13 protein-coding genes and 2 tRNA genes are annotated in these 15,747 nt (G+C 42.8%); 8 read left to right on the forward strand and 7 right to left on the reverse strand.

Annotated features, from left to right (window positions below; translation table 11 throughout):
• Positions 1-17 precede the first annotated feature (17 nt).
• Positions 18-1,562 (forward strand): L-piperidine-6-carboxylate dehydrogenase, encoded by a 1,545-nt coding sequence (amaB, locus tag ACFOSV_RS17310; protein ID WP_377907337.1) that lies wholly within the window; start codon positions 18-20, stop codon positions 1,560-1,562.
• A 113-nt stretch (positions 1,563-1,675) separates the two neighbouring features.
• On the opposite strand, the gene ACFOSV_RS17315 is transcribed toward amaB, so the two are convergent.
• The 4 genes from ACFOSV_RS17315 to ACFOSV_RS17330 all read right to left on the reverse strand — a co-directional run bounded on the left by ACFOSV_RS17315 (position 1,676) and on the right by ACFOSV_RS17330 (position 4,120).
• Positions 1,676-1,735: transfer RNA gene (locus ACFOSV_RS17315), tRNA-Val, on the reverse strand.
• A complete protein-coding gene (locus ACFOSV_RS17320) occupies positions 1,734-1,988 on the reverse strand; it encodes a GIY-YIG nuclease family protein (protein ID WP_377907338.1) in 255 nt (84 codons plus the stop codon). The genes ACFOSV_RS17315 and ACFOSV_RS17320 overlap by 2 nt, the downstream gene beginning before the upstream one ends.
• Positions 1,989-2,021: 33 nt before the next feature.
• Positions 2,022-2,096: transfer RNA gene (locus tag ACFOSV_RS17325), tRNA-Val, on the reverse strand.
• Positions 2,097-2,293: 197 nt separating this feature from the next.
• A complete protein-coding gene (locus ACFOSV_RS17330; RefSeq protein ID WP_377907339.1) occupies positions 2,294-4,120 on the reverse strand; it encodes a TonB-dependent receptor plug domain-containing protein in 1,827 nt (608 codons plus the stop codon).
• Between the two features lie 157 nt (positions 4,121-4,277).
• On the opposite strand from ACFOSV_RS17330, the gene ACFOSV_RS17335 reads away from it, so the two are divergent.
• Positions 4,278-6,233, forward strand: a complete 1,956-nt coding sequence (locus tag ACFOSV_RS17335) for a M1 family metallopeptidase (RefSeq protein ID WP_377907340.1) — start codon at positions 4,278-4,280, stop codon at positions 6,231-6,233.
• Positions 6,234-6,268: 35 nt separating this feature from the next.
• Here ACFOSV_RS17335 and ACFOSV_RS17340 read toward each other — a convergent pair whose 3' ends face one another.
• Entirely contained in the window at positions 6,269-6,703 is a 435-nt protein-coding gene (locus ACFOSV_RS17340) for a VOC family protein (RefSeq protein WP_377907341.1), read from the reverse strand.
• A 118-nt stretch (positions 6,704-6,821) separates the two neighbouring features.
• Positions 6,822-8,465: a S41 family peptidase gene (locus ACFOSV_RS17345; protein ID WP_377907342.1), complete on the reverse strand. Its 1,644-nt coding sequence runs from the start codon at positions 8,463-8,465 to the stop codon at positions 6,822-6,824.
• A 158-nt stretch (positions 8,466-8,623) separates the two neighbouring features.
• Between ACFOSV_RS17345 and ACFOSV_RS17350 the strand changes: the two genes are divergently transcribed.
• From ACFOSV_RS17350 to ACFOSV_RS17370, 5 genes are all read left to right on the forward strand, one after another.
• Positions 8,624-9,382, forward strand: a complete 759-nt coding sequence (locus ACFOSV_RS17350) for a hemerythrin HHE cation-binding protein (protein WP_377907343.1) — start codon at positions 8,624-8,626, stop codon at positions 9,380-9,382.
• Positions 9,382-9,795 carry a Holliday junction resolvase RuvX gene (ruvX, locus tag ACFOSV_RS17355; protein ID WP_377907344.1) on the forward strand — a complete coding sequence of 138 codons (414 nt, stop codon included), beginning with the start codon at positions 9,382-9,384 and terminating at the stop codon, positions 9,793-9,795. Before ACFOSV_RS17350 ends, ruvX begins: the two co-directional genes overlap by 1 nt.
• Positions 9,792-10,346, forward strand: a complete 555-nt coding sequence (def, locus tag ACFOSV_RS17360) for a peptide deformylase (protein WP_377907345.1) — start codon at positions 9,792-9,794, stop codon at positions 10,344-10,346. The genes ruvX and def overlap by 4 nt, the downstream gene beginning before the upstream one ends.
• Positions 10,346-11,140, forward strand: coding sequence for an amidohydrolase (locus tag ACFOSV_RS17365; protein ID WP_377907347.1), 795 nt, complete (start codon positions 10,346-10,348; stop codon positions 11,138-11,140). Before def ends, ACFOSV_RS17365 begins: the two co-directional genes overlap by 1 nt.
• 153 nt (positions 11,141-11,293) lie before the next feature.
• Positions 11,294-13,522: an NADP-dependent isocitrate dehydrogenase gene (locus tag ACFOSV_RS17370; protein WP_377907348.1), complete on the forward strand. Its 2,229-nt coding sequence runs from the start codon at positions 11,294-11,296 to the stop codon at positions 13,520-13,522.
• 38 nt (positions 13,523-13,560) lie between these two features.
• Here ACFOSV_RS17370 and ACFOSV_RS17375 read toward each other — a convergent pair whose 3' ends face one another.
• Positions 13,561-14,433: a S1 family peptidase gene (locus tag ACFOSV_RS17375; protein ID WP_377907349.1), complete on the reverse strand. Its 873-nt coding sequence runs from the start codon at positions 14,431-14,433 to the stop codon at positions 13,561-13,563.
• 214 nt (positions 14,434-14,647) lie between these two features.
• Here ACFOSV_RS17375 and gap point away from each other — a divergent pair, with 214 nt between their 5' ends.
• Complete coding sequence (gene gap / locus ACFOSV_RS17380) at positions 14,648-15,652, forward strand: type I glyceraldehyde-3-phosphate dehydrogenase (RefSeq protein ID WP_377907350.1); 1,005 nt, start codon at positions 14,648-14,650, stop codon at positions 15,650-15,652.
• The last annotated feature ends 95 nt before the right edge of the window (positions 15,653-15,747 follow it).

The following is a 15,747-nucleotide window of genomic DNA, read 5'->3' on the forward strand; positions in this document are numbered from 1 at the left end:
TCAATTCCCAAAATACTATGACTGATCAATACGGGATTCAGGCCTCATTAAAGCGGCTTGGTATCAACGAAACTAATTTAGGTTCATCTACAGGGTCTACTTGGATAGACTCCAAGGAAGATTTTATTTCATCTTTTTCACCTGCGGATGGAAAACTCATCGGAAAGGTTCAGACCACTAATCAAGAGGCGTACGAACAGATTATTTCACAAGCTCAAATTGCCTTTGAAACTTGGAGAAAAGTTCCAGCTCCGCACCGTGGAGAAATTGTTCGAGAAATCGGTAACGCACTTCGAGAGGTGAAAGCAGATTTGGGTAAGCTTGTTTCCTATGAAATGGGCAAGTCTTATCAGGAAGGGCTTGGCGAGGTGCAGGAGATGATTGATATCTGTGATTTTGCAGTTGGCCTTTCGAGGCAGCTTTATGGCCTGACGATGCACTCCGAGCGTCCTGGACACCGAATGTATGAGCAGTGGCATGCCTTGGGGATAGTTGGGATTATTTCAGCTTTTAACTTCCCCGTGGCCGTTTGGTCTTGGAATACAGCTTTGGCTTGGGTTTGTGGCGATGTATGCGTGTGGAAACCTTCGGAAAAAGCTCCGCTATCTGGAATTGCTTGCCAGCATATTGTTGCTGAGATTTTCAAAAAGCATAATATGCCGGAAGGAATTTCATCTTTGATCGTAGGCGATTATAAGGTAGGGGAAATGCTTTCTCATGACCCTAGAGTGCCTTTGGTTTCTGCTACTGGTTCCACTCGAATGGGCAAATTGGTAGGTCAGGCTGTGGGAGCAAGACTTGGGCGTTCATTGCTCGAACTTGGAGGAAACAATGCCATCATCATCACTCCTCAAGCAGATTTGGATATGGCGATTCGTGGCGCTCTTTTCGGAGCTGTGGGTACTGCTGGACAAAGATGTACCAGTACACGTCGATTAATTATTCACGAGGATGTGTTTGACGAGGTTTCCAAGAGACTGGCCTCGGCTTACTCAAAACTCGTCATTGGAAATCCTTTGGATGAAAAAAATCATGTAGGTCCGGTGATTGACCAAGATGCGGTAAAGATGTATCAGGAGGCAATCCAAAAAGCTGAAGCCGAAGGAGCAAAAGTTATTGTGCCTGGAGGAGTTTTGTCTGGTGCGGGCTATGAATCTGGATGCTACGTGAAGCCATGTATTTATGAAGCGGAAAATCACTATGAGATCGTTCAGCATGAGACTTTTGCACCAATTCTTTATTTGATTCGATATAAAACTCTGGAAGAGGCCATTACCCTTCAAAATGGTGTTCCACAGGGCTTATCCTCCGCCATCATGACTACGAATATGCGAGAGGCAGAAGCCTTCCTTTCAGTGGCAGGATCTGACTGCGGTATCGCTAATGTTAATATTGGTACCTCCGGTGCTGAGATAGGAGGAGCTTTTGGTGGAGAAAAAGAAACTGGTGGAGGAAGAGAGTCAGGCTCTGATGCCTGGAAAGCTTACATGCGCCGGCAGACCAATACCATCAATTATTCCTCAGAGTTGCCGCTGGCGCAAGGGATTAAGTTTGATATTTGATTTTAGCCTATAAGGCAAAGAGGTCTCAACATTCGTTGGGACCTTTTTTTTTAAATCGATTGATTCAAAAAACAAAAAAGCCCCAGAAAAATCTGAGGCTTGAATGTGGGAGTTGAGGGATTCGAACCCCCGACCCTCCCGATGTAATCGGGATGCTCTGAACCAACTGAGCTAGATTTTATTCTGAATTAATTCGATGATTTTCTTTTTGCTTTTCCAGGATTTGACATGGCGTTCTCTTTGGTAAGCCTCAGACTTAGTTGGATATTCTTCAAAATAAACCAATTTCCAATCCTTTGTTTTGGCCGTAAAGCCTTTATGGTTAGTGAGGTGCTTTTGGATTCGAGAAGTTAAGTCCTCGCACGTATGACCAAGATAGTATTTGTCGATCTGCTTGGAGGATAGTATGTAAAAAAAGCATGACATAAAAAAAGCCTCAGATTTCTCTGAGGCTTTTAGTGGGAGTTGAGGGATTCGAACCCCCGACCCTCTGCTTGTAAGGCAGATGCTCTGAACCAACTGAGCTAAACTCCCAAGAATTACTTCCCGATTCTTTCAAAAGGGAATGCAAATGTAATTTGAATTTTTTTCGGTGCAAAAGAATCCGATTAATTTTTTGAACTCTTATTTCAAGTCATTGATTTTGAATCGAATAATTTTTCAATTGGTTTTCATTTTTTTAATTCAATACTTTATCACCTCTCATTTGGGGCTAAGTAGGGAGCTAAGTTCTAATTTAAATTGATCAAAAAGCCTGCTTTAAACCATCTTCTCGGCATTTGGACAGTACCGGCCTCGATGTAATCTGTATTGGTAATATTGGAAGCCTCCGCAAAGAGTCCAAATTTTCCGGTACGATTATAATCGACACGCATATCGAGTAGGAAGTACGGCTCTTGTCCCATTCGCTCAATATATCGGACTTTGGTGTTCCATTCGAGTTTTTTACCAATTCCCACCAATGCACCTGCTATGAATTGATTTTTTAGCGCAGTTAATGAATATCTGGTTTCCACACCTTCTTCTTCTTGAAGTGTGGCGTCGATATAGTTGTAAGAAACCATCAATTCTCGGAGATGAAGGAAACTGCTCTCAGGGTTTATTCGATAGTTTAGGGATGCCTCAATTCCACTAAAGCCGACTTCATTGAAATTCTGCGGTTGCCATGGTGTGTCTTCATCAGGGCGGGTCCATTCGATCAGATTGTCAGTGTCCCGTTGAAAATAAACCAACTCCCCGTTAAAGCCACCTTTAGACCATTTGGCGCCAATTTCAAAGTTTTGAGCTTCCTCAGGCACAAGGTTTTCATTTCCAATATTTGTAGGTCCGATATAATACAAGTCCGTGTAGGTGGGTATGCGAAAGCTTACCCCGTATCCAGAGTAGAACCTTAGGTTTTCACTAGCCTGAAAACCTAATTCTCCTCCTGGGAAATGTTTCCAACCATATTCAGAGTAGTAATTGGAATACACGCCAGCACGCAAGTCCCATTTTTCCCCAAGAGGAAAGAATTGTTCTAGAAATACTCCGTAAAGAGTCCGATCTCTTTCGCCTAGGTTATTGCTGTCTAGTCGCTCTTCTCTGGCTTCCAGTCCAAAACCTGTAGTCCCAATTCTGCTTTTGAAATTGCCATTTGCCTCCAAGGCAAAGACGTCCGAGGTATGATTATTTTGGAAAAATTCTGGTTCATTCCTCCTCAATCTAAACTCATCCACATTTCGTCTCCAGTACGCACGAGTATTTAAATAAAAGCTAGCTCCATCAAAGGTGTGACTTAAAGAGGAGAGAGTCGTTTGGATACTTTCCCATTGATCAGGAAAGGAACTCGTATAAAAATTATTTGCTCCAAATGTCCTGTCTGCATAAGAGATCATTCCACGGAGGCTATTTTTATCATTGAGATCTAACCCTCCTTCATAGAAAAGATTGCTGATCTGATAGTCGGAGTTGTACTGGTGCCCATTTGAGTCATCATAGGAAATAGCCATATTTTGCTTGTATTTTCCTGCGGGCAAGGAGCCTGCAAAACTGATTCCTTTCATCCCGAAGTCACCTGCATAGCCTTGAAGGCGGAGACTTCTTTCGGAGGACAGGGCTGTGATTACGTTTACAGCTCCAGCGTATGCATTTTGTCCAAATATCCGCGATGCTGGTCCTTTCAATACTTCGACCCGTTCGATTTCCAGAAGCGGTACCGGGATATTCATCATGTGATGCCCAGTCTGAGGATCACTAAGTTTTATCCCGTTAAGGAGCATCAAAGTCTGCTCAAAAGAGCCTCCTCGGATTCCTACATCCGCTTGTACTCCGCTCACTCCACGCTGCCTGACATCTACTCCCGGCACAAAGGCTAGTACTTCTTGGAGGCTTCGCGCAGGTGTTGTTTCTAGGTCTAGGCGATCTACTATCGTGATATTTCGACTTTGCTTGGAAAAAGGAAGTTGGATACGATTTTCTTGAATAATGACCTCATTGAGCTCAGTAGAACTGGTGTCTTGAGATACTTGGATGCTGAAATTGGCCACCAAATTGGTCAGTAAAAGAAAGGCTAGTTTCATTGGTTAAATTTTCAGAGGGCAAAGAAGTGGCAAAAAAAGAGTCTCCGCAAGTTATTCTGGATTAGAAAAGATGTTAAATCCAGAAAGGAATTACATCTCTGGCTTACTAGCTAATTAATAATGCCTTAATTTCAGGCTTTAAAAATTTTGATAACGCATGAATAGATTGATAAAAGCCGCTTTAGGCTTATGTTTAGTTGGGCTTGCTATGCAAAGTAGTATTGCCCAAGAAGTCTCAGAGACCAACCAGAAAAAATTCGGTGAATTCAGAGATCGCTCTGGTAATTTCTACCGCGCTGCATCAGGAAAGCCAGGTGAAGGGTATTGGCAGAATGCGGCAGATTATGTCATCGAGGCGACCTTGGATGATGAAGCTCATACCTTGACTGGGACCATTTCGATTTCCTACACCAATAATAGCCCTGAGGCGCTAGATTTTGTATGGATTTTGCTCGAGCAAAATCGCTTCACAGAAAGCTCAAGAGGTACACTTACCACTCCAATTCAGGGTAATCGCTACAATGGTGATACCGATGGAGGTTACGAACTCACCAATATTTTTGCTAAAGTTGGCAAAAAGGGTGCGACCTCATCTGAGCACATTATCAGTGATACTCGGATGCAGGTTTGGTTTGCAGAGCCACTTTCAGCGCGAGGAGGAACCGCGACGGTTTCTATGGATTTCACTTACAAAATCCCAACCGATGGTATGGATCGTATGGGCAAACTAAAAGTAGAAGATGGCTACATCTACGCTATGGCTCAGTGGTATCCTAAAGTGGCCGTATTTGACGATGTCGAAGGCTGGAATATCGAGCCATATTTGGGAGCTGGAGAGTTTTATCTCGAGTATGGAGATTTCGACTATAAAATCACAGTGCCCTATGACCATATTGTTGTTGGCTCTGGTGAGTTGATGAACCCAAAGGAAGTCCTGAGTGCGGAAGTTTATAATCGCTACCAAAAAGCGATGAACTCCGATGAAACCGTCTATTTGGTCGGTCCAGACGAAATCAAAAACACGGAGTTAACTCGGCCAAAGCAAGATGGGACAGTGACTTGGCACTTCAAAATCCAAAACACAAGGGATGTCGCATTTTCTTCTTCTGATGCCTTTATCTGGGATGCAGCCAAAATCAATTTGCCTTCAGGAAAGACTATTTTGGCACAATCTGTTTATCCAAAAGAAAGTGACGGACAGGAAGCTTGGACTCGCTCTACAGAATATAGTAAGGCCTCTATCGAACACTACTCTGAGATGTGGTACGAGTTTCCGTATGCCACTGCGACTAATGTCGCTGCAGATATTGGTGGTATGGAGTATCCAGGCTTGAATTTCTGTAGCTATCGCTCAAAAGGTGCAGGGCTTTGGGGAGTGACTGATCACGAATTTGGGCATAATTGGTTTCCTATGATTGTGGGAACTAATGAAAGACGGTATGCCTGGATGGACGAAGGTTTCAACACCTTTATCAATCATTACAGCTCCAATGCTTTCAATAACGGAGAATATCCTTCTACACTTAATCAGACCCGCCGCTATTTGAATTGGTTTACCAATGAAAGAAGAGAGGGCATTGATACTTATCCTGATGTCTCAAATCTTTCAAATTTGGGAATGATCGCTTACAATAAGCCAGCAATGGGACTCTTGATGCTTCGCGAATATATCTTAGGCCATGAGCGATTTGATCATGCCTTTAAGTCCTATATTAACACTTGGGCTTTCAAGCACCCCACTCCAGACGATTTCTTCAATATTATGGAAAATGTAGCTGGAGAGAACTTATCCTGGTTTTGGCAGGGTTGGTTTTATGGTACGGGTAATATCGATCTGGGTATTTCTACTGTAGCGCCTTATGCGGGTAATTATGTGGTGGTACTGCAAAATGAGGGTGAGATTCCTATGCCAGTTTTACTGGAGATTACTTTTGATGATGGTAGCATGGAGAGCCAGATGGTGCCTGTGGAAATCTGGCAGCGTGGCAACGTCTGGAATCACATGATCAAAACTGACAAGAGAGTAACCAAAGTGGTCATTGATCCGGATAAGATTTTACCGGATGTAAATCTGGGTAATGACAGCTGGCCCACGAAAATCTATGAAGACTAAACAAAAAAATGCTCGATGAAAATCGAGCATTTTTTTTAGTAGGCATCGTTTATTTCCAGCCAATAGCCGTCTGGATCTTGAATGTAGATTTGTCTCACCCCATCCACACGATTGGTGATTTTACCTTTTTCACCTTCCCAGCTTTCGAAGGGATAGCTCGTTTCTTTGAGCGTTTCGATAAAAGCGTCCATGTCTTCCAAGCTAAAGCAGAGATGGTTGACCTTAGAGTGAGAGGTTGGCGTATTTTGGCTTTCGATCAAGTGCAATGCCGCACCACTTCCAATGTCATACCAGGCATGCAGTCCATCTTTGAAGGGTTCTTCGATTTCTTGAAGTCTCACAATCTGAGCGTAAAAATCCATGCTTGCATCCAGATCACTGACGTGGACGGCGATATGATTGACCTTTACCTGAGCTATAAGGGTGCTTTGAAATAGGGTGAAAACGAGAATTGAGAAGATCTTTTTCATTTGGTTTTGATAGGTTAATTCATCCAAATTAGGAAATAATGATGGATAAATCCCCCTTGAAGTAAGGTCATAAAAAAAGGCAGTCCCTAGGACTGCCTTTCTATACGTTTAAGAAATACTATTCATCTCTCAAGTCATCGGCCATTGCGATTCTGCTGGCTTCGTCAAAAAGATTGACTGCTTGGAGATAGACCTCATTGATATCATTGATGACTTTGTAGAAAGCACTATCATCATAAAGCTGACGTCCTAGGTGAGCCTTCATCAAGATTCTCAAGTATTCTTTCGAAGCGTTAAAATCTTTCGCATCAAATTCCACCTTATTCTTTTCTCCTACTTTCACCAGATCTTGAAGCATAGCGTCGCTGACTGTATAATCCTCGTAGTAATCATTCATGCTCATCGTGGCAAACTTGTCTTTGTTTTCAGTTACAAAATCAAGGATGTACTCTCGCGATGAATCTGAGTTAAAGAGTCGTGAAACATACGCGCTACTATTTGTGGTGTCTAGCGCTACAAAGTAATCCGGCATAATACCACCGCCTCCATAGACGGTTCGGCCTTTTTTAGTTTCATACTTCAGGCTATCATTAAACTTGATACTGTCCGCAGAGAAAAACTCGCCATGCTCGTAGCGCTCGAGCCAATCTCGCTCATAAGCCTGAGCATCACTACCATAAGGCTTTTGAATAGATCTGCCAGAAGGTGTGTAATATCGAGCGATAGTTAATCTTAACTCAGCACCGTCCGACAAGTCTATGGGAAGCTGCACCAAGCCTTTACCAAATGAGCGACGACCAACAATCAGACCACGATCATTGTCTTGGATAGCTCCAGCCAAAATCTCAGATGCAGATGCAGAGCCTTCATTGACTAGTACGATCACCGATCCTTCTTCAAAAAGTCCTGGTCTGAACGCATAGGCTTTTTGACTGTATTGCTCGACTTTACCTTCTTGAGATACAATCAGCGAACGGTCTCCGAGAAGCTCATCTGCCATATTGATTGCTGCTCCCATATATCCACCAGGATTACCCTGTAGATCAATGATGAGCTTTTTCATGCCCTTGGCTTTCAAATCAGTAAGAGATTGCTTGAACTCCTCATAGGTGTTCGCTGCAAATCGAGTAACTTTGATATACCCGATTTCGTCATCGAGCATATATGTGGCATTGATACTATACTGCGGGATTTTGTCACGGGTTATATCATATGTAATCAAATCAGGCTTGTTCTTTCGCTTGATATCTACCTTTACCACTGACCCTTTTGGACCTCTCAATTTGTCAAAAACATCTCTATTGGTTACGCCAACACCGGCAACCTTTTCCCCATCCACATTGATGATTTGATCACCAGACTGAATACCAAGTGCTTCTGAAGGCCCGCCAGTTAAAGGAGCTACCACATAAATAGTGTCCCTAATTATTCCAAACTCAACACCAATCCCATCAAACTCTCCATCGAGCTGAGACTGTGCTAACTCGGCATCCTGAGGAGGAATGTAGCTTGAGTGAGGATCTAGATTTTCGAGCATTTTAGTAATGCCATATTCCACTAGTTCTCCACTATCCACGCTATCCACATAATCACGATTGATATAAGTCATGATCTCCTGCATCTTGAAGAGTGCTGCTCTAAGATCGTTCTGGCTATTGTCTGGCTCTGCAAATGTCGCCCCTATCCATATGCCGGCTGAGATGCCCAATGCAAGAATGATAGGAATACGAATTTGAGATTTACTGTTTGATGTATTACTCACGTGTGTAAAGTTTAAATCCTGATTTACTAACTCATTTTAGAACAAAAAGTCTTAGATCAAACGAGTCATTTGATAAAGTTAACAATTGTTTATACGTATGGTACAGAATATGACTGAAATAATCCCCGTTTTTATGTTAAAAAACTTAATTTTGCAGGATGCAGCAGGGCAAAAACATTAATGAAGCGACTGTTTCAGAACTGGTTTCTGAAAACTACGTTTTTGCGTCCGTTTTGCATTATTTCGGGATTAGTTTCTACCAATACTCTACTGATACCCTTTCAAAAGTTTGTGAAAAACATAAAGTCCATCCTGACCAATTGGTAGCCGAATTAGAAGAATGGGCTTCCAGAAAGGAACCGACTTCCGAAGAGTTATACCTCAATCCAATTGAAGTTTTGGTGGCTTATCTAAAGCAAAAGCATTACTACTTCGTGCGGCAAGAGCTTCCATTTCTTTCCAATTTAATCGCAGGGATTACACCGGAAATGGAATATGTCGGACTGATGGCAGATTTACGGATTATGTTCCCCTTGTTTGTGGAGGATTTCATTCACCACATTCATGAGGAGGAAAATCGCCTTTTCAAGCGAATAGAAATGCTTCAGGATGTGGAAGAAGATCAGTATTCTCTGGCTGATGCCTTAGTGATTTTGGAAAAGGACCCCATCGCAAGCTTGGCTGATGAGCATGAAATTCACGATGACGAAATGGAGGGTATCCGAAAGTTGACCATGGATTACCAATTGCCTGAGAATGCACCATTGACCATGAAAGTACTCTATCATGAGCTAGAAAACTTTGAGCGAGAGCTCACCGTCCATGCGCAGATTGAAGATCAGTTACTTTTCCCAAAAGCGGTACAACTCGAGCGTGAGGCTATTCGTTTGATTCGCAAAAAGATCGGGACCAACTAATGGGACGAATCTTGGCAATTGATCTTGGCACAAAGCGAACCGGGTTGGCGGTGACAGATCCACTCAAAATTTTGGCTAACCCATTGGAAACTATTCCTACAGATTCCTTGGTTAACTACTTGAAAAAATATCTCCAAAAGGAAGATGTTGAGGCGATTGTTTTAGGATATCCGACTAAGCTTGATGGCACTTTCAATGAAATGACTCAGAAAGTAATATCACTGAAGGATAGGTTATCGAAGCTATTTCCCCAATTAAAAATTGAGCTCGAAGACGAGCGATTTACTTCAAGGATGGCTATGCAAAGCATGATTGCCATGGGAAGTAAAAAGAAAGATAGACAAGAAAAAGCAGGGAATCTGGACAAGGTCAGTGCCGCGATTATTCTGCAATCATATTTAGAAAGACAATGATTTATCCAATAGTTGCCTACGGCAATCCCATTTTGAAAAAGGAAGCCGAGGAAATTGAAGAAGGAGCTGGCCTAGAGTCACTCATCAGCGATATGTTTGCTACCATGGATCATGCCTCTGGTGTGGGCTTGGCTGCCCCCCAAATTAATAAGGGAATCCGGCTATTTGTCATCGATAGTTCATTGATGCTGGATGAGGAGGATGAGGAGAAAGGTATCCGTCGAGCCTTTATCAATCCGATCATTTTGGATGAATATGGGGACAATTATAGCTTTGAAGAAGGATGTCTGAGCATTCCAGAAGTTCGTGCGGAAATTACCCGCCCCGAGACTCTGACCATTGAGTATTTTGATGAAAACTGGGTACTTAGAGAAGAGGAATTTTCTGGGATGACAGCTCGAGTTATCCAGCACGAATACGATCATTTGGAAGGAATTCTTTTCGTAGATTATCTCAAAGGCCTGAAAAAAAGACTCCTCAAGTCAAAGCTAATTGACGTAAGTAAGGGTAAAGTCGATACGGATTATCGTATGATCTACCCTACGAGATAATGGTCAGTCGCGAGTTATCCATCGCGTTGGTACAAACCGATCTGGCTTGGGAGAATCAAACCGCCAACTTAGCCAACTTGGAAGAGAAAATCTGGACAATTGATCAGGCGGTGGATCTAATAATTTTGCCTGAAATGTTTACCACGGGCTTCAGCATGTCTGCCGAAAAGCTTGCAGAGCCGATGAATCTTCATGCAACGAAGTGGATGAAACAAATGGCTGCTCAAACCAATGCGGTAATTACGGGCAGCGTAATTATCAAGGAAGAGGGTAAATTTTTCAATCGACTCCTATGGGCCAGCCCTGGAGGAAAAATTCAACATTACGACAAAAGGCACCTTTTCCGGTTTAGCGGGGAAGATGAAGTTTATTCCCCAGGTTTTGATTTTAAAATTTTTGAATTGAAGGGCTGGAGAATTTTTCCGCAGATTTGCTATGACCTTCGCTTTCCGGTCTTTTCTAGGAATACTTGGGAAAAGGAGGAGGCAGCCTATGACTTGGTTTTCTATATCGCGTCCTGGCCGGCTGCAAGAAGTTCAGCATGGGATGCATTATTGCCGGCTAGAGCAATTGAAAATTTGAGCTACAGCATTGGTGTAAATAGAGTAGGGGTAGACGGAAACAACATTGAATACTGCGGTGGAAGTGCCGCATTCGATTTTAAGGGCAAGACTTTAGCTCAGCTCGGTAACCAAGAGAAAATTTCGATTATCAAACTTGACCGGCAAAGTTTGGAAGACTACCGCAAGAAATTTCCGGCTTGGAAAGATGCGGATCACTTTGGCCTAGATTAACCTTAAATCCACTTTTCACATTTGACCCGCCAATATTTTATGTATTTTAGCCGCGAATTTTAACCTCGGTTTTAATCTCAAGTGCATCTTGATACCTGCTAATCGCATATCAAATAGCTTTAATTGACTCTTCTTTTTAATCCAAATAATATAATGAGTACCAAATCACCAAAGATTCTTTATACCCTTACAGACGAGGCTCCAGCACTCGCTACCTATTCCTTATTGCCTATCGTAAAGGCTTTCACTAAAGTAGCCGGAGTGGAGGTAGAAACCAGAGATATTTCTCTTTCGGGTCGTATTTTGGCCAATTTTCCGGAATTTTTGAAGGAGGATCAGCGAGTTGATGATGCACTTGCCGAGCTCGGTGAAATCGCCAAAACTCCAGAGGCTAATATCGTGAAGCTGCCAAATATTTCAGCTTCTATTCCTCAATTAAAGGCTGCAATTAAAGAACTACAATCCAAAGGCTTCGCACTTCCAAATTATCCAGACGAACCAAAATCAGATGAGGAGAAGGCAATTCAGGCACGGTACGATAAAATCAAAGGGTCGGCGGTAAACCCGGTTTTGAGAGAAGGGAACTCGGATAGGAGGGCTCCTTTAGCGGTGAAGGCCTATGCAAAAAAACATCCCCACTCCATGGGAGAATGGAAGTCAGATTCCAGATCCAATGTGGCTAGTATGACTGAAGGGGATTTTTATGGAAGTGAAAAATCTTACCTCGTTCCAAATGCTACTACAGTTTCCATTGAGTTGATTGGAAAAGGCGGGGAAAGAAAGGTTCTGAAGTCAGGTTTGAAGCTTCAGGAGAGTGAGGTCATTGATGCGGCGACATTGAGCGTAGCGTCTCTTAAAAATTTTTTAAAAAAGGCGAAAGCTGAAGCCAAAGAGGCAGGAGTACTATTTTCCATTCACCTGAAAGCCACTATGATGAAGGTTTCTGACCCTATTATTTTTGGCCATGCTGTGAAGGTGTTTTTTGAGCCAGTTTTTGCGAAGCACGCTGAGACCTTGGAGTCCGTGGGTGTAGATGTGAATAATGGTTTTGGAGATTTATTGTCAAGTATTGAAGCTTTGCCGGAGGCTAAAAAAGCTGAGATCATGGCTGATATTGATGCTTGCTATACAGATGGGCCAGACCTAGCGATGGTGAATTCAGATCGAGGCATCACCAATCTTCATGTACCAAGTGATGTAATTATCGACGCTTCTATGCCAGCCATGATCCGTACTTCAGGGAAGATGTGGAACAAAGCAGGTAAGGCACAGGACGCCCTTGCGGTGATCCCTGACCGATCCTATGCGGGGATTTATCAAGCGACCATTGACTTTTGTAAAAAGAATGGCGCCTTTGATCCAACTACAATGGGTACAGTTCCAAACGTTGGACTAATGGCTCAAAAGGCTGAAGAATATGGCTCCCATGACAAAACCTTTGAGATTCCTTTTGCAGGAAGAGTGGATGTGATAGATGCCAATGGACAGGTTGTGATTTCTCACGAAGTGGAGCAGGGAGATATTTGGAGAATGTGCCAGACTAAAGATGCGCCAATCCAAGACTGGGTGAAGCTAGCGGTAACCAGAGCAAGGCTATCCAATACACCAGCAGTTTTCTGGTTGGATCCACAGCGAGCCCATGACAGGGAATTGATCAAGAAGGTCAATACGTATCTCCAAGGTCACGATACTTCAGGACTCGAAATCCATATCATGTCTCCACTGGAGGCAACTGAGTTTTCGCTAGTACGAATCAAAGCTGGTCTGGATACTATTTCTGTAACCGGAAATGTGCTACGTGATTACCTCACTGATTTGTTTCCTATTCTGGAAGTGGGTACTAGTGCAAAAATGCTTTCTATAGTTCCCCTGATGAATGGTGGAGGTCTGTTCGAAACGGGTGCGGGTGGTTCTGCTCCAAAGCACGTTGAGCAATTTGTAAATGAAGGACATTTGAGATGGGATTCTTTGGGTGAATTTCTAGCTCTTGCGGTATCTCTCGAGCATCTGGGCCGAGTTTATGAAAATTCTGGAGCTTTGCTCTTGGGCAAGACTTTGGATTCAGCTACTGGAAAATGGCTCGAAAATGATAAATCTCCGGCTAGAGTCGTGGGTAAGTTAGATAATAGAGGAAGCCACTTTTACTTAGCGCTTTATTGGGCTGAGGCATTGGTCGCGCAGAATGAGGAGCCTTCTTTAAGGGCTAAATTTGCTGATTTGGCAAAATCCCTCGCAGAGAATGAAGACCAAATTGTTTCTGAACTAAACAATGCTCAAGGTGAACATCAAGACATTGGAGGCTACTTTCGGCCAGATCCCGAAATGACATCCAAGGCCATGCGGCCGAGTGAAACCCTTAATGGGATTTTAGAAATTCTATAATCAAGATGAAGCCGAGATTGATCAATCTCGGCTTTTTTTTAACCCTCTTTAAATTTGACATTATGCTGGCGCAAAAAGTCTTTGATCACCGAGACATGGATGCATTCGCCCAGGTGGATAAAGGCGTAATCATTAATTTTCTTGGTTTTACCGTGGGCCACAATCGTTTTTTCTTCGATATCAAATCCCAGATGAAGATGCTTGGTTCGGCTTTGCATGCCGATAATTCGGCCTTCACTATCAAACAGTGGCCCACCACTCTGTCCGCGTAGGCCAGGGGTACTCATTTCTATTCCTGATATTTTCCCCTGCTTGTCACCGATAAATCGGGTGATCATACCTTCTATTGGAAATCTAGGTGACCTTGGATTTCCTTCCTTGGTCCAGTTAAGGGTTTGGGTTTGCGGGTTGAGTTTGAAATTAGAAAACTCTGGAAAAGGAAATCCAAGTCTACACGCCATCAAGCCGGGCTGAATACTTTTTTCATCCTGGATGAAAGTGGCAGATCCTTGATGGTGAAGTTTATTGAACCCCTCGAATTTAATAATGGCTAGGTCCAGCTGAGGGTGAATGTGGAATTTTAAATTCTTGATTTGGTCCACACAATCAACAAAAGTAATTCTCATTTCGGCTGTTTTATCGGGACTGAGCCCAAGCTTTTTGGCAATATCAGCTCTAGATCCTCCCGCCACAGATTGGCTTTTTTTCAGGAATGCATCATACTTCTGATTGATCGTGTTTGCAGAGGTGATCCATTGTGCCACATGTTTGCAAGTGATGGCGCAGCCTTCGTCGTTCACAAAAAAGAGGGTGGCAGCTCCTGGGGTAATCTTGGGTTGTCCAAAATTTCTTGAAATTGAGTGAATGGCTCGGACATAACCAGACACCTGTTGGATTGCGTTTACAAACATGCTTTATAATTTGACGTAGGGTAATTTAAGAATTCATTTTTGATCAGCTCCTAATTGTCTTATTTTATAAGGAAGTGGATCCCAGAATTAGGAGAGTTTGGGCTAGCCAAATATTTGTAATAACTTAGCCCTGCTTCAGGGATTTTAGACCTTTATGGGATCGTCGGAAGCAAGTTTTTTGGGAATCAAACCTATCTAAATAATCAATAAAATTATGAGCAAGATTAAAGTTGGAATTAATGGATTCGGTAGAATCGGTCGTCTCGCCTTCAGAGTAGCGCAGGAGAGATCAGATATTCAAGTTGTGGCGATCAATGACTTGATCGATGTGGACTACATGGCGTATATGCTGAAGTATGACTCCACTCACGGTACCTTCAAAGGTTCAGTGGATGTTGTAGACGGAAACCTTGTGGTGAATGGTAATTCAATCCGGGTGACATCAGAAAGAAATCCTGCAGATCTGAAGTGGGGTGAAGTAGGAGCTGATTATGTAATCGAGTCTACTGGTATTTTCCTTACAGCAGCTACAGCGCAGGCACATATAGATGCTGGCGCAAAAAAGGTAATCATGTCTGCTCCTTCTAAGGACGACACACCAATGTTTGTTATGGGCGTGAATGAAGATAAATATACCTCTGACATGGTGTTCGTATCAAACGCATCTTGTACAACGAATTGCTTGGCTCCAATTGCTAAAGTATTAAATGATAACTTCGGAATCGAAGAAGGTCTAATGACTACGGTACATGCCACCACAGCCACTCAAAAAACGGTGGACGGCCCATCTGCCAAGGATTGGAGAGGTGGACGTGGTGCTGGTCAAAACATCATTCCATCTTCTACAGGTGCTGCTAAGGCGGTAGGAAAAGTGATTCCAGAATTGAATGGTAAACTTACTGGTATGGCTTTCAGAGTGCCTACTCCTGACGTTTCTGTCGTTGATTTGACAGTGAGGTTAAAGAAAGGTGCATCTTATGAAGAGATCTGTGCCAAAATGAAAGAAGCTTCAGAGACTACAATGAAAGGAGTTTTAGGATATACTGAAGACGCTGTCGTGTCAAATGACTTCCTAGGAGATCCAAGAACATCTATTTTTGATGCGGGAGCAGGAATCCAGTTGAGTGATACTTTTGTGAAAGTAGTGGCATGGTATGACAATGAGTGGGGGTATTCAAATAAAGTAATTGACCTGCTTACATTCATTGCCAATAAGTAAAAATCTAGATCCTCATGGATCAGAAAATATATGATAATAGTCTCCTTTTTTAAGGAGACTATTTTTTTATACCTCAAAAGAATGAATGAGCGCAG

The organism is Algoriphagus namhaensis, from assembly GCF_042649705.1.
In the GTDB taxonomy this organism is placed as follows: domain Bacteria; phylum Bacteroidota; class Bacteroidia; order Cytophagales; family Cyclobacteriaceae; genus Algoriphagus; species Algoriphagus namhaensis.

What these genes read in the sequence shown, in the direction of transcription:
- amaB (WP_377907337.1), top strand. Translation starts at nt 18, where the DNA reads ATGACTGATCAATACGGGATTCAGGCCTCATTAAAGCGGCTTGGTATC.
- ACFOSV_RS17320 (WP_377907338.1), bottom strand. Translation starts at nt 1,988, where the DNA reads ATGTCATGCTTTTTTTACATACTATCCTCCAAGCAGATCGACAAATAC.
- ACFOSV_RS17330 (WP_377907339.1), bottom strand. Translation starts at nt 4,120, where the DNA reads ATGAAACTAGCCTTTCTTTTACTGACCAATTTGGTGGCCAATTTCAGC.
- ACFOSV_RS17335 (WP_377907340.1), top strand. Translation starts at nt 4,278, where the DNA reads ATGAATAGATTGATAAAAGCCGCTTTAGGCTTATGTTTAGTTGGGCTT.
- ACFOSV_RS17340 (WP_377907341.1), bottom strand. Translation starts at nt 6,703, where the DNA reads ATGAAAAAGATCTTCTCAATTCTCGTTTTCACCCTATTTCAAAGCACC.
- ACFOSV_RS17350 (WP_377907343.1), top strand. Translation starts at nt 8,624, where the DNA reads ATGCAGCAGGGCAAAAACATTAATGAAGCGACTGTTTCAGAACTGGTT.
- ruvX (WP_377907344.1), top strand. Translation starts at nt 9,382, where the DNA reads ATGGGACGAATCTTGGCAATTGATCTTGGCACAAAGCGAACCGGGTTG.
- def (WP_377907345.1), top strand. Translation starts at nt 9,792, where the DNA reads ATGATTTATCCAATAGTTGCCTACGGCAATCCCATTTTGAAAAAGGAA.
- ACFOSV_RS17365 (WP_377907347.1), top strand. Translation starts at nt 10,346, where the DNA reads ATGGTCAGTCGCGAGTTATCCATCGCGTTGGTACAAACCGATCTGGCT.
- ACFOSV_RS17370 (WP_377907348.1), top strand. Translation starts at nt 11,294, where the DNA reads ATGAGTACCAAATCACCAAAGATTCTTTATACCCTTACAGACGAGGCT.
- ACFOSV_RS17375 (WP_377907349.1), bottom strand. Translation starts at nt 14,433, where the DNA reads ATGTTTGTAAACGCAATCCAACAGGTGTCTGGTTATGTCCGAGCCATT.
- gap (WP_377907350.1), top strand. Translation starts at nt 14,648, where the DNA reads ATGAGCAAGATTAAAGTTGGAATTAATGGATTCGGTAGAATCGGTCGT.